Raw genomic sequence first — 14,128 nt, 5'->3', positions numbered from 1 at the left:
TTTTTTATGGATTAGATTTTTTATTTATCTTCTAGCTTTGTGCCGTGTAAATAAACATAGCCAAATGGGCTACTTTTATAGTTTGCTACGCGTTTGCTGAGTGGAACAACAAGAGTTGAGTGAGCCACTGTTACCCAAGGCATTTCTTTTCGCACAATTTGTTGTGCTTTTTTATAAAGCTCTGTTCTTTGTGCTTTATCAGATGATATTTTAGCTTGTGCTAATAAATCATCAAATTCTTTATTACAGAAACGTCCATAGTTACTGATTCCAATACTATCACAGCCAAGTAGTGGTGATAAGAAGTTATCAGGATCACCATTATCTCCAGACCAACCAGCAATGACTGCATCAAAATTACCTTGTCTCGCACGTTTTCTATAATCTAATACTTCATTGATTAGCTCTACTTTTACACCGATTTTTTCCCAATCAGATTTGATCAATGTAGCTAACTTACCTGGCTCTGGCAATGATGAACCTTTTTTCTGATCGTTCATTAACACTTTCATTGTAAAGCCATTTGGATAACCAGCTTCCGCCAATAATTTTTTCGCTTTTTCGATATCTTGATGATAAGGTTTGATGTCATCATTATATCCCCAAACTGTTGGTGCTAATGGGTTTTTAGCTGAAACAGCAAAACCATTATACACAATATCAATAATTGCTTTTCTATCAACTGCATCATTTAAGGCTTCACGTACTTTTGGATTAGCCATAATTGGGCTTTCGCTGTTAAAAGCGATATAAGAAACATTCATTCCTTTATATCTTAGCATCTGGATATTTGGATTTTTTTCCATTTCAGGAATGTCATTTTGATTTGGAAACTCGATCATATCGCATTTACTTTTGATCAATTTTGCATAGCGTGTTGTCGCATCAGGTACGATATCAATGATCAATGTGTCAATATCAGGTTTACCATTCCAATAGTCTTTATTAGCAAAATAACGAATTTTTTGATCTTTTTTATACCCTGCAAAAACAAATGGCCCAGTACCGATAGGTAATTTATCAATCGTTTCTGGTTTTCCTTCTTTCATCATATTATCAGCATATTCCGCAGAATGAATTGAAGTAAAATCCATTCCTAAGCTGGCTAAGAAAGTCGCATCAGGCTTGGTTAGTTTTATTTCAACGGTGTTATCATCAAGTTTTTTTACTGATTTTAACAGTTTATGAAATCCCATACCTTTAAAGTAAGGATATACACCATTGGACACATTATGGAATGGGTGGTTTTCATCTAACATACGGTTAAAAGAGAAAACAACATCATCCGCATTAAAATTGCGAGTTGGTTTAAATTGTTTGCTTGAATGGAATTTTACATTTGGGCGTAAATGAAAAGTATAAGTCAAACCATCATTGCTAATATCCCAGCTCTCCGCCAATGCGGGTTCAATATCTGTGCTACCACGCTTAAATTCGACTAAACGGTTATACACTTGCTGTGAACTTGCATTATAGGTTTTACCATCAATGACTAATATTGGACTAAACCCTTTTGGTGCTTTATCCGTACAGTAAAAAAATGTTTTTCCAGCTGCTTGTGCTACACCACTTGCAAGCATAAAGGTTGTGGTAATAATTGAAAATTTTGTACGTAATTTCATAGGATCTCCTAAGGTTTAAATATTAGTATTGAAAATTGTTGCTAAATGAAAGCTATATAGATAGCAAGCTGTACTATATTATGTAAAAAATATGTAAAAGTCTAATTTTTAGATAATTTTAAAAAGGCGTTATGAGAAATAAGAATGATATTATCTAAAAATAATGTGAGAGAATTAAATAATACTCTCACATATAATGGTAAATTTTAGAAAAAATTTAACCGCTTATTTTCCGATACAAAATGAACTGAAAATATTACCGAGTAAATCATCAGAGGTAAATTCACCTGTAATTTCACTTAACGCATTTTGTGTCATTCGTAGCTCTTCTGCTAGTAATTCGCCTGCATAAAATTCGGTTAATTGCGTATGTCCATTGGCTAAATGTTCCGCCGCTTTTTCAAGGGCAACTAAATGGCGACGGCGAGCAATAAAGCCTCCCTCCGTTGAGCTTTGATAACCCATTGATTGTTTCAAATGTTCACGTAACAGCTCCACCCCAACTTTTGTTTGGGCAGAAAGGCGGATTAAATCAAAGTTGTTTAATTTCTCAAAACCTTCTTTTTCACCAGAGAGATCCACTTTATTGCGAATGACCGTTACTGGAATATTTTCAGGTAAACGAGTGAGAAAATCTTGCCATTCAGTTTGAATATTTTCAGTGCTACTTTCAGTGCTATCAATCATCAATAAAACGTGATCCGCTTGCTCGATTTCGCCCCACGCACGCTCAATCCCAATACGTTCCACTTCATCACTTGCATCTCGTAAGCCTGCAGTATCGATAATATGCAATGGCATTCCATCAATATGAATATGCTCACGCAATACATCGCGAGTTGTTCCTGCAATATTGGTTACAATCGCTGCATCTCGTCCTGCAAGGGCATTCAATAAGCTTGATTTTCCTGCATTTGGACGCCCTGCAATCACGACTTTCATTCCTTCACGAATAATTGAACCTTGCTTTGCTTCTTTACGCACATTGTCTAAACTGGCAATAATTTGGTTAAGTTTATTCTCAATTTTACCGTCCGCAAGAAAATCAATTTCTTCATCAGGAAAATCAATCGATGCTTCCACATAGGTACGCAAATAAATTACATCATCAACAAGCTGATGAATTTTATTTGAAAACTCGCCTTGTAATGATTTTAACGCACTACGAGCCGCTTGTTCAGAGGTAGCGTCAATTAAATCGGCAATCGCTTCGGCTTGGGCCAAATCTAATTTATCATTTAAAAAGGCCTGTTCAGAGAATTCCCCTGCACGAGCAATACGTAAGCCTTTTACTTGTAAAATACGTTTTAACAGAATATCTAAAATAATCTGCCCGCCGTGTCCTTGTAACTCAAGAACATCTTCGCCAGTAAAAGAATTGGGGGCTTTAAAAAATAATGCAATCCCTTGATCAATGGTTGAACCATCAATGTCCTTAAAAGGTAAATAATTTGCCATTCGAGGCTTAAGGGTTTTCCCTAACACTTCCTGAGCTACTGTTTCAGCCAAAGGTCCTGAAATACGTAAAATACCAACCCCACCACGACCGATTGGGGTTGCTTGTGCAACTATAGTTTCTTTCATTGTTGTTTATATTTAGTGAATAAAATGTTAGGGGATATGATACCTTGATAGTAAAGAATATCAAGTAAGTTAAAAAGAAGGTGTAAGCGTTTTAATTAGAGTATTCAAACGTTCTATTTAAAAATGAGATCTATATCTTATTTTTGAAACAAACATTCCAAAAGAAATAAATGTGGATTGAAATGTTTTATCTTGTGGTGTAATTTTCCATATAAATTAAAGCGTATTTAGACTTGGTTTTATCAGAAAATTATTTCTCATATAAAAGAGGTATCAGAATGAATATTTCAATTCAACAACGGTATTTATTTTCTCAAAAACTCATTAAAGAAGCGGGAAAAATCGCCCTAGATTATTATTTAAATCGTGAAAATTTAACGATTGAATGTAAAAAAGGAGAAAAATTAGATTTAGTCAGTATCGCTGATAAAAAAGTGGAAGAGCATATTAAATCAGCACTTAACCATTCTTTTCCAAATGATGGATTTTTAGGAGAGGAATCAGGGGCTGATGAGATGGATTCGGAATTCTGTTGGGTGGTTGATCCAATAGATGGGACGAATCCTTTTTTATATGGGTTACACGCTTGGTGTGTGTCTATTGCATTATTACATAATAAAGAAATTGTGGTGGGGGTAATCTTCGATCCTGTTCACAACGAGCTTTTTCACGCTTGTCGTGGAGGTGGTGCATTTCTCAATCAAAAACTAATCCACACTATGAATGCAATTTCTGTAAAAGATGGCTTAATGGGGCTAGGAATATCTCACCGAGTATCAGCCGATACCTTCACGCCTGTTTTAAATCAACTCTTGCTAGATGGAGGAATGTTTATTCGTAATGGCTCAGGGGCATTGATGTTAGCTTATGTCGCAGCAGGACGATTGATTGGCTATTTTGAACCTCATATCAATGCTTGGGACGTATGTGCGGGCATTCTGCTTATTGAAGAATCCGGAGGAAAGGTAAATCATTTTTTAGAAGGAGAAGGACTACACAAAGGTAATTATATCTTAGCCACAGCCTCAAATGTGCTGTATCAAAAATTCAACAAATAAGAAATCATTAACTATCAACTAAATAATAGGAGATACGAATATGTCTATCTTAACCTTTTTCAAAGCAAGCCCAGCTGTTCCACTAAAAGATTACACTGAAAAAATGTTTAAAAGCACGAGAATGAAAAGTTTTTGGGCGTTCTCTTTTGCTTATGCCATTTGTTATGTTTGCCGTCTTTCTTTTAATGTAGCAAAACCAGCATTAGTAAATAATGGTGTTCTAACGGCAACAGAATTAGGGGTGATTGGCTCGGCAATTTTTATTACTTACGCAGTGGGAAAATTTGTTAATAGTGCATTGGCGGATCACTCTAATATCGTACGTTTTTTATCCTTAGGCTTGTTCTTCTCTGCCTTAGCTAATTTTGCAATGGGAATGAATACCAGTGCAATTGCACTCACGATTATTTGGGCATTCAATGGCTGGGTACAATCAATGGGGGTAGGACCTTGTGTCGTCGCTCTTTCCCGTTGGTATGATGATAATGAACGTGGTTCTTATTATGGATTTTGGTCAGTTGCACATAATGTCGGTGAAGGAATTACCTTTGTGGTTACCGCAGCTATCATTACAACTTTTGGTTGGCGTTTTGGATTTAACTTTGCAGGTATTATGGGACTACTCGGTGTATTGGTTGCAATGATGTTTATGAAAGATTCACCCGCTGCTTGTGGCTTTAAACCGATAATTCAATTACCTTCAAAAGATGAAGAATTAGATAATAAAGAAGTGTTACATCATCAATGGGCAGTTGTAAAAAATCCAGCTATTTGGATTTTAGCCGTTGCTTCTTGTTGTATGTACGTTGCTCGTTATGGGGTGAATAGCTGGGGAGTATTTTTCTTAGAAAACGGTAAAGGTTATACCACGATTGAAGCCGCTTCCATTATCAGTATAAATAGTATCGTTGGTATTATTGGAACGGTGGTTTCTGGCTGGTTATCGGATCGTTTTTTACATGGTAAACGTAATTTAATGACTGTTGCAGTATGTTTATTGAATGCAATTTCCTTAGCAATGTTCTTGTTTGCACCGGAAGGCGCAACGTGGTTAATTATTATTGGATTATCAATCTTTGGTATCACACTTGGAATTCAACTTTGTTTCTTAGGCGGATTATTAGCAACCGATATTTCTCATAAATCAGCTTCTGGTATTGCACTTGGAATGATGGGGGTATTTGGTTATGCGGGTGCTGCTGCAGGTGAACTTTTAACCGGTATAATGATTGATAAAACAACGATAATCAATGATGCAGGCGAAAAAATTTATGACTTTGATAGCCTTTCTTATTTCTGGGTTGGGGCTGATTTACTTTCAGTCTTTGCGTCGGTGTTATTTTCAGTGGTTGTTTATTATCAAATGAGAAAATAGGGAATAATTAATGAAAAATGGAGTAGGCGTTCTCGCTTACTCCATTTATTTTCTAATCTCATTGATAAAATTATAAAACCATCGCGGCAATCCAGCCAAATGTTAATAATGGAAGATTAAAGTGTAAGAATGTTGGAACAACAGAATCCCAGATGTGATCGTGTTTTCCGTCTGCATTTAATCCAGATGTTGGACCTAAGGTTGAATCTGATGCTGGTGAGCCTGCATCACCTAAGGCTGCTGCAACACCTACGATTGCGACTGTTGCTAATGGTGTGAAGCCAAAAGATAAGCAAAGTGGCACGTAAATTGACGCAATAATTGGCACGGTTGAGAATGATGACCCGATTCCCATTGTGATAAATAATCCGACTACTAGCATTAAGAATGCGGCTAAGCCTTTGTTTTCAGCTCCGATAGTTTGACTCAGTGCTGTAACTAATTCAGGTACGCCACCTGTTGAATTCACTACATTGGCAAAGCCTGAGGCTGCAATCATTACAAAGCCAATCATTGCCATTAGGCGTAAGCCTTGTTGGAATATATCGTTACTTTCTTTCAGTTTGAAAATACCACCAAGTGCAAAAATAATTAAACCAGCAACGCCCCCCATAATGGTTGAACCTGTTGCTAATTGTACCGCACAGGTAATCACAATCGCAGTTACGCTGATTGCAATATGACGTGGTTTTACTCGTTTTACGCGTTGCTCAATGCTTTCTGCTGTTGGTTCTGGGCGACGTTCAATATAAATACGTGGTTTACGATAAGTGATAAAGAAAGCACATAACAGTCCTAAAATCATACCAAAAACAGGAATTAACATTGCTTTTGACACTTGTAAAACAGAGGTTGTTAAACCTAAATCTGTGCCTGCCATATTGATGTTTTTAACGAGTACGCTTTGGATAAAAATTTGTCCGAAGCCTGCTGGAATCAACATATAAGTTGCCGTTAAACCAAAAGTTAACGCACAAGCAACGGCTCGACGATCCATTTTTAATTGATTCATTACACCTAATAATGGTGGAATAACAATTGGAATAAAGGCGATATGGATTGGAATGACATTTTGTGATGACATTGAGAATGCCACTAACACGAATAATAGAATATATTTAAACCAAGTGACGGAATTACCTGTTGGTTGTTTTCCAAAATGCTGAATGATTTTATAGGAAAGCAGATCTGTTACGCCTGATTTTGATAGGGCAACGGCAAAAGCACCTAAAACAGCATAATTCATTGCCGTTTCAGAACCACCGCCTAGTCCACCAGTAAAACTTGTGATTGTTTTTGATATTGCATCTGAGAAACCGATACCATCTACACCATAATTGCCGATAACTCCGCAAATTAAGGCTGAAATAATAAGTGCAAGTATCACATTTATGCGTAGCAAGCTTAGTCCAAGCAAGACGATAATTGAGATAACAACTTCGTTCGTTAACATTGTGTTTGACCTCTTTTATAATTATAAAAAATTTGAGTAGATAAAACGGTGTTTATCTACCTCTATTGTCGAGTATAAGGTTTTTTTTTTCGTTTGAAAAGGGATGGCGGCGGCTGTTTTAAATACAATTTGCAAAAAATGATAAAAATATGACCGCTTATGATTTTTCATAAAGATTTTGTTGAAAGATCTTATGTAAATAATCCGTTGCCTTTAACCAAAATATTCACAAAACTGCTTTGCAGTAATAGAACCCCAAAAATGATCAGGATCATTCCTACTATGAGTTTTAAGATAACGCTGATTTTATTTCCCATTTGAATGGACAAATACCACTTGCTTAAAGAAATCGCTTTATGGCGAGCAAATAAGACAACCACAGCAAATAAGGTGAGGGTAAAACCGGTGCCGATTGCCATGGCTAATGCTGAGAATACGCCCCAATAATAAAGATCAAGCGTATATGAAAAAAATAATACTAAAATTGCACCAGAGCAAGGACGACTTGCAATACTTAAAATAATCATCAATTGTGCTTTCCAGTCTGTTGCCTTAGATAATTGTGCTGAATTGGGCAAGTGTTGGTGACCACAGCCACAATTTGCTGAGTGTTGATGATTGTGTAGCATCATTTTTGATGGCAATAATGGGGTAGCAAGCGGTAAGATTTTTGTCACTTTTTGCACATTAAACTTTGGTGTTTTTTTCATTTTGATTTTAAATGACTTTATTGCGTTATAGCACCAATAACATCCAAATAAAATCATTAAAGTAAAGCTCCCTCGCTCTATCCATTGTAGTGCAAGGTTGAAATAATGGCGTGATAAAGTAAAAATAACGACGATAATAGAAACTAATAGAATAGCCATTACCCCTTGTGCAAGAGAAGAAAGTAGCGTTAGACGAATTGCTTGTGGCAGTTTTGTTTTTTCAAAAGAGAGATAACTGGTTAAAATAAATTTTCCGTGTCCTGGACCAACAGCGTGAAAAATACCATAGAAAAAACTGATACTAATTAGAATCCAACCTGAATGCTGATTTTTTTGAAGAGCGAGCATTGAGGAACTTATTTGTTGATGAAAACTCTTTTGCAATGCGATCACTTTAAACAACAAATAAGGATAAAAATGATAAATTGCAAAAACCAGTAAAAATCCGACCGCTAATAAGAATATTTTCATTACTATTTTTTGCATACGATTTTTACCTCTTGTGCGAATTGTGCTCCCAAAGATAAATCTTGATCTGGTGTTTGTGTTCGATCTAAATCCATTGCATATTGCTGTATTTCGGTGTCGACATTAGGTGGATTTAAATGTAATTTGCACAAATGATCAGAATCACTGATGAGCAATGCATTCTCATCTTCATAACTCATTGAAATATAATAGCTTGGTTCATAGGTAAATAATTTGAAAATACGATCTTGAACTTGCTGAGGATGAGTTAAATAAAAATGAATATGAAAAGTGACTCGATTATCTGTAATTTCAAAATAAGTATTTTTAGGATGAGTCGTATATTTTATTGGTTGATTTTGTTCATCATACAAATAGCTAAAATAATGATTAAGGATGGCAGTTTGAACCATCTCTTGTGTAATTTTTTCTCTTGTTTCAGATTCATTATCACTGATTTTCATTTCATAAATCAATTCAGAAGAGGCTATTTCATCAAGTTGCCATTCCATTTTAAATCCGATGAGTTGGCGATTTTCAATCAACACATTGGTTTTCATATTGATCCACGAATGGGGATGAGCCGAGCTAAGAGAAGGAAAGAGAATAAAAAGTGTGAAAATCACGCTAAATAGATATTTTTTCATAATCACATCCTAATAAAATCCTATTTATATGATCAGATGATAAAGGAAAGGTATAAGCTGATACTTATACCTTTCTTGGAATGAGGTGAGTTGGTCGATAAGCCGAGTTCTGTCGCGGACAATCATTCCTCTAGGCGTATATTCGCACATACGCTCAAGCAACCTACCCGAACTCTGAGCGGGCCACCCATTGAGTTCCTATTTGGTCTTGCTACGAGTGGAGTTTACCCTGCTATGAAATGTTACCATACATACGGTGCGCTCTTACCGCACCCTTTCACCCTTACCTGATCTTTCTAAAAAGAAAGCCATCGGCGGTCTTCTCTCTGCTGCACTTGTCGTAGGCTCACGCCTCCCAGACGTTATCTGGCACTCTGCCCTTTGTAGCTCGGACTTTCCTCTCGTCTATTTGTCCCACTAGATCGTTTTATTTATTTCTAAATAAACCATTTAAGGGCTTCAATAAACCAGCGATTGTCTAACCAACTCAGGGAGCGAAGTATAAAGGTTTTTTATTTGTTTGAAAAGGGAATAACCAGAGAATGTATTAAATTAGTAAATTTTATAAAAAATTTAACCGCTTAAAGAAAAATAAAGGCAGTATGAAAACATACTGCCTTTACTTGAAAGCATTAAATAAAATCTACTTTCTATTAAAATGGAATATCATCATCAAAATTATCTACTGGCGGTGGAGCAGGTTGTGATGGAGCAGCTTGAGCTGGAGCTGGTCTTGATGGTGCTGAACCATAATTATTCTGAGGTGCAGAATAGTTATTTTGTGGCGCAGAATAATTTGCTTGAGGTGCAGGAGCATAACCTTCTGCTTGGCTACCACGACTATCTAACATTTGTAGAACATCACCCATAATTTCAGTGGTATAACGATCTTGTCCATTCTGGTCTGTCCATTTACGGGTTTTCAATCTACCTTCAACGTACACTTTTGAGCCCTTACGTAAATATTCACCCGCTACTTCAGCTTGACGACGGAAGAACACAATTCTGTGCCACTCTGTCACTTCACGACGTTCACCGGTGTTACGATCAGTCCAACTTTCAGACGTTGCTACGCTAATATTTGCAACTGCATCACCATTTGGCATTGTACGCATATCAGGATTATTTCCTAAGTTTCCTACAATAATTACTTTATTTACTCCAGCCATTAAAAATTCCTCATTACTTAATTGGTTTCTGTTTTATTTGATTTGGTGTATTTTGCCTGAAATAAAAAATAAAATCACTAATAAAACTGATTTTCTGTACAGTTATTACAAAATTTATGACAATGATCGAAAAATTAAATTTTAATATGTTTACTTTTAGAAAAAATTCAGCCACAAAAAAATAGCACTATATGAATATAGTGCTATTTTGGAATAAAATGCGTGTTTATTGGTACATTACCAAGCTGAGTTTACTAAGACTTCTTCACCGTAACCACCGTTTAATTTTTGTGGGTTAGTTGAAGAGTATGAACGTTGAACACGGATACCACGAATACCTACTTCGCGAGCAGATAATATATCATCATCTGAATCACCATAGTGTAATTGTGAACCTGTTTTCTTAATATAGGCAGATTTTACTTGTTTGAAGCCATCAGCTGGCGTATCGTTAGTGTACCAAACGACAGTATCTGCTGGTAAGTCAAAGTATTTTTGTAATGTTTTTGCAGTTTTAGTTACAGTACCATTTTTATCTTTGCTGTGTCCTGTACGACCAGTTACGAATACAATTTTATCGCCACGTTCTTTGTGCATTTTGATAAGATCTTTGGCCGATTGTTTTGGAATAGAGTGTTGATCGCCTTGCTCCGCAACATAATCCCAGAATTTTTGTGAATGTAATACTTCTTTTGGACCTTTACCAAAACCTAATTCTTCACCAAAAGTAAAACCATAGTGAAAATATTGGCTTGATAATACAACGGTGTCATCAATGTCAAAACTTACTGTCATTGGTGCTTTACCTTCTAAGCTCTTTTTGATACCTTCAACATCAACAAAGTGCACTGCGACTTGAGTTGGTGCATTGGTATAAAAACCAGGATTAGTGTAAGGTACTTTGTGTTTTGCAATTGCTGTTGCAGATACAGCGGTTGCACATAAAGCAGCTAATGTGAGTAATTTAAAATGTTTTTTCATAGAATGAACTCCTTGATCATTATTTTAAGTATTGAAACTACCATTTAATTTGGTGCTACATTGTGCTTTTTTTTAAGAATAAAATCATCACAAAATTGAATTTTTATGTGGTTTTTTTCTAATTATGAGATAATGATCACATTATTTTTATAAAAAAGATTATTTTAAGAGTGTTAAAAAAATGAAAAATATCGATGTACGTGGGGCGAGAACCCATAATTTAAAAAATATCAATGTGATTATTCCCCGAGATAAGTTGATTGTCATTACAGGGCTATCGGGTTCGGGAAAATCCTCTTTGGCTTTTGATACGCTTTATGCCGAAGGGCAACGCCGTTATGTAGAGTCGTTATCGCCTTATGCAAGGCAGTTTTTGTCTTTAATGGAAAAGCCGGATGTGGATCATATTGAAGGGCTCTCGCCCGCGATTTCGATTGAGCAAAAATCTACATCGCACAACCCACGCTCAACAGTGGGGACAATCACGGAAATTCACGATTATTTACGTTTGCTTTTTGCGCGTGTGGGCGAACCACGCTGTCCTGAACATAACACCACTTTACAAGCTCAAACAATCTCACAAATGGTGGATCGTGTTTTAGAAGAGCCAGAAGGCAAGCGTTTAATGTTGCTTGCACCTGTGGTTAAATCTCGCAAAGGTGAACATGTAAAATTGTTAGAAAATTTGACCGCTTCGGGCTATATCCGAGCCAGAATTGATGGCGAGATTTGCGATTTATCTGATCCTCCTGCTTTAGAATTACAGAAAAAACATACCATTGAAGTGGTGGTGGATCGTTTCAAAGTACGAGCAGATCTAAAAACGCGTTTAGCCGAATCTTTTGAGACGGCGTTAGAGCTTTCAGGTTCAACGGCAATCGTGGCGGATATGGACGATCCAAATGCTGAAGAGTTGATGTTCTCATCAAGTTTTGCCTGTAATGAATGTGGTTATTCTTTAACAGAATTAGAACCGCGTTTATTCTCATTTAACAATCCAGCTGGGGCGTGTTCAACCTGTGATGGTTTGGGTATTCAGCAATATTTTGATGAAACCAAAGTGATCCAAAATGCGGAAATATCCTTAGCAAATGGGGCAATTAAGGGCTGGGATCGCCGTAGTTTTTACTATTTTAGTATTTTAAAATCCCTTGCAAAACATTATGAATTTGATATTGAAACCCCTTTTAATCAACTACCGAAAAAGATCCAACATATTATTTTAAATGGTTCGGAAGAAGAAGAGATCAAGTTTAACTATATCAACGACAAAGGCGATACAGTAACGCGCACCCACCCTTTTGAAGGCGTATTAAATAATATGGCTCGCCGTTATCAACAAACGGAATCTAATTCGGTGCGTGATGAATTGTCAAAATATATCAATAATCGTCCTTGTAAAGCCTGTGATGGTTCACGTTTGTGTAAAGAGGCTCGCAATGTGTTTATTGAAAAAACTAATTTGCCTGAAATTTCAGAAAAAAGTATTGGCGAGGCGGCTGAATTTTTTGAAAATCTCACCCTTTCAGGGCAAAGAGCCAAAATTGCCGAGAAAATTTTAAAAGAAATTCGTGAGCGTTTGCAGTTTTTAGTCAATGTTGGCTTAAATTATTTATCCCTTTCTCGCAGTGCTGAAACCTTGTCAGGGGGCGAGGCACAGCGTATCCGCTTGGCGAGTCAAATCGGTGCAGGGTTAGTGGGCGTGATGTATGTGCTTGATGAACCTTCAATCGGTTTACACCAACGAGATAATGAACGTTTATTAAAAACATTGGAGCATTTGCGTGATTTAGGCAACACTGTAATCGTGGTTGAACACGATGAAGACGCGATTTTAATGGCGGATCATATTATTGATATTGGACCAGGTGCAGGGGTTCACGGCGGTAATGTTATCGCCGAAGGAACAGCCCAAGAAATTATGCAAAATGAAAATTCTTTAACAGGTAAATTCCTTTCAGGCAAAGAAAGAATTGAAATTCCCCAAGAGCGTGTTAAACGTGATCCAACCCGTATTTTAAGTTTAAAAGGGGCATCAGGAAATAACCTCAAAAATGTCAATTTAGATATTCCAGCTGGCTTATTTACTTGTATTACAGGCGTGTCAGGATCAGGAAAATCAACTCTTGTGAACGATACCTTATTCCCATTGGCTCAAAATGAATTAAACCGTGCTGATAAACGCAATATCGCGCCTTACAAAAGTATTGAAGGTTTAGCTTATTTTGACAAAGTGATTGATATTAACCAAAGTCCGATTGGGCGTACACCACGTTCAAATCCAGCCACTTACACAGGCGTGTTTACCCCTATTCGTGAACTGTTTGCTGGTGTGCCAGAGGCTCGTGCAAGAGGCTATAATGTGGGGCGTTTTAGTTTTAACGTGCGAGGCGGACGTTGCGAGGCGTGTCAGGGGGATGGTGTTATTAAAGTTGAAATGCACTTTTTACCTGATGTTTATGTGCCTTGCGACCACTGTAAAGGAAAACGCTACAACCGAGAAACTTTAGAAATTCGTTATAAAGGTAAAACCATTGATCAAGTGTTGAATATGACAGTGGAAGAGGCAAGAGAATTTTTTGACGCGATTCCTGTGCTTGCACGTAAATTACAAACCTTAGTTGATGTAGGGCTGTCTTATATCCGCTTAGGACAAGCCTCAACGACCCTTTCTGGGGGCGAGGCTCAACGTGTTAAATTAGCGACTGAATTGTCAAAACGCGATACAGGAAAAACCCTTTATATCCTTGATGAACCCACAACAGGTTTACATTTTGCGGATATTAAACAGCTTTTAACGGTGTTGCATAAATTACGTGATCATGGCAACACGATTGTGGTGATTGAGCATAATTTAGACGTGATTAAAACCGCCGACTGGGTTATTGATTTAGGTCCTGAAGGCGGTAGTGGCGGTGGTCAAATCATTGCACAAGGGACACCAGAAGAGGTCGCCAGAGATAAAAAATCCCATACGGCTAGATTCTTGAAAATGGTGCTAGATAAAGGTTAGTGATAAGCGGTTATATTTTATTAACAATTTACCAAATTTGAATAAAAT

10 protein-coding genes and 1 other RNA gene are annotated in these 14,128 nt (G+C 36.9%); 3 read left to right on the top strand and 8 right to left on the bottom strand.

The window, feature by feature from the left end; genetic code table 11:
- Positions 1–20: 20 nt before the first annotated feature.
- Both DYE60_RS05950 and mnmE read right to left on the bottom strand, forming a co-directional pair.
- Positions 21–1,622 (bottom strand): ABC transporter substrate-binding protein, encoded by a 1,602-nt coding sequence (locus tag DYE60_RS05950; protein WP_115315714.1) that lies wholly within the window; start codon positions 1,620–1,622, stop codon positions 21–23.
- A gap of 225 nt (positions 1,623–1,847) precedes the next feature.
- Entirely contained in the window at positions 1,848–3,206 is a 1,359-nt protein-coding gene (gene mnmE, locus DYE60_RS05945; protein ID WP_115315713.1) for a tRNA uridine-5-carboxymethylaminomethyl(34) synthesis GTPase MnmE, read from the bottom strand.
- Positions 3,207–3,484: 278 nt separating this feature from the next.
- Here mnmE and DYE60_RS05940 point away from each other — a divergent pair, with 278 nt between their 5' ends.
- A complete protein-coding gene (locus DYE60_RS05940) occupies positions 3,485–4,264 on the top strand; it encodes an inositol monophosphatase family protein (protein WP_115315712.1) in 780 nt (259 codons plus the stop codon).
- 40 nt (positions 4,265–4,304) lie between these two features.
- On the top strand, positions 4,305–5,639 hold the full coding sequence (locus DYE60_RS05935; RefSeq protein ID WP_115315711.1) for an MFS transporter: 1,335 nt from the start codon (positions 4,305–4,307) through the stop codon (positions 5,637–5,639).
- Between the two features lie 70 nt (positions 5,640–5,709).
- Here DYE60_RS05935 and DYE60_RS05930 read toward each other — a convergent pair whose 3' ends face one another.
- The 6 genes from DYE60_RS05930 to aphA form a co-directional block, all read right to left on the bottom strand.
- Positions 5,710–7,092: a Na+/H+ antiporter family protein gene (locus DYE60_RS05930; protein WP_115315710.1), complete on the bottom strand. Its 1,383-nt coding sequence runs from the start codon at positions 7,090–7,092 to the stop codon at positions 5,710–5,712.
- 191 nt (positions 7,093–7,283) lie between these two features.
- Positions 7,284–8,288, bottom strand: a complete 1,005-nt coding sequence (locus tag DYE60_RS05925) for a nickel/cobalt transporter (RefSeq protein ID WP_115315709.1) — start codon at positions 8,286–8,288, stop codon at positions 7,284–7,286.
- Positions 8,276–8,917, bottom strand: a complete 642-nt coding sequence (locus DYE60_RS05920; RefSeq protein ID WP_115315708.1) for a DUF1007 family protein — start codon at positions 8,915–8,917, stop codon at positions 8,276–8,278. Before DYE60_RS05920 ends, DYE60_RS05925 begins: the two co-directional genes overlap by 13 nt.
- An 82-nt stretch (positions 8,918–8,999) precedes the next feature.
- An RNA gene (gene rnpB, locus DYE60_RS05915) (RNase P RNA component class A) lies at positions 9,000–9,407 on the bottom strand.
- Positions 9,408–9,570: 163 nt separating this feature from the next.
- Positions 9,571–10,086, bottom strand: a complete 516-nt coding sequence (locus tag DYE60_RS05910) for a single-stranded DNA-binding protein (RefSeq protein WP_115315707.1) — start codon at positions 10,084–10,086, stop codon at positions 9,571–9,573.
- Between the two features lie 237 nt (positions 10,087–10,323).
- Complete coding sequence (aphA, locus tag DYE60_RS05905; protein WP_115315706.1) at positions 10,324–11,067, bottom strand: acid phosphatase AphA; 744 nt, start codon at positions 11,065–11,067, stop codon at positions 10,324–10,326.
- Between the two features lie 181 nt (positions 11,068–11,248).
- Here aphA and uvrA point away from each other — a divergent pair, with 181 nt between their 5' ends.
- A complete protein-coding gene (gene uvrA, locus DYE60_RS05900) occupies positions 11,249–14,080 on the top strand; it encodes an excinuclease ABC subunit UvrA (RefSeq protein WP_115315705.1) in 2,832 nt (943 codons plus the stop codon).
- Positions 14,081–14,128 lie beyond the last annotated feature (48 nt).

The sequence above is a fragment of the Phocoenobacter uteri genome (assembly GCF_900454895.1).
GTDB lineage: Bacteria > Pseudomonadota > Gammaproteobacteria > Enterobacterales > Pasteurellaceae > Phocoenobacter > Phocoenobacter uteri.
This window is presented reverse-complemented; position numbering and strand designations above follow the sequence as displayed.

Coding starts and splice junctions, on each gene's coding strand:
- DYE60_RS05950 (WP_115315714.1), bottom strand. CDS start 1,622: ATGAAATTACGTACAAAATTTTCAATTATTACCACAACCTTTATGCTT.
- mnmE (WP_115315713.1), bottom strand. CDS start 3,206: ATGAAAGAAACTATAGTTGCACAAGCAACCCCAATCGGTCGTGGTGGG.
- DYE60_RS05940 (WP_115315712.1), top strand. CDS start 3,485: ATGAATATTTCAATTCAACAACGGTATTTATTTTCTCAAAAACTCATT.
- DYE60_RS05935 (WP_115315711.1), top strand. CDS start 4,305: ATGTCTATCTTAACCTTTTTCAAAGCAAGCCCAGCTGTTCCACTAAAA.
- DYE60_RS05930 (WP_115315710.1), bottom strand. CDS start 7,092: ATGTTAACGAACGAAGTTGTTATCTCAATTATCGTCTTGCTTGGACTA.
- DYE60_RS05925 (WP_115315709.1), bottom strand. CDS start 8,288: ATGCAAAAAATAGTAATGAAAATATTCTTATTAGCGGTCGGATTTTTA.
- DYE60_RS05920 (WP_115315708.1), bottom strand. CDS start 8,917: ATGAAAAAATATCTATTTAGCGTGATTTTCACACTTTTTATTCTCTTT.
- DYE60_RS05910 (WP_115315707.1), bottom strand. CDS start 10,086: ATGGCTGGAGTAAATAAAGTAATTATTGTAGGAAACTTAGGAAATAAT.
- aphA (WP_115315706.1), bottom strand. CDS start 11,067: ATGAAAAAACATTTTAAATTACTCACATTAGCTGCTTTATGTGCAACC.
- uvrA (WP_115315705.1), top strand. CDS start 11,249: ATGAAAAATATCGATGTACGTGGGGCGAGAACCCATAATTTAAAAAAT.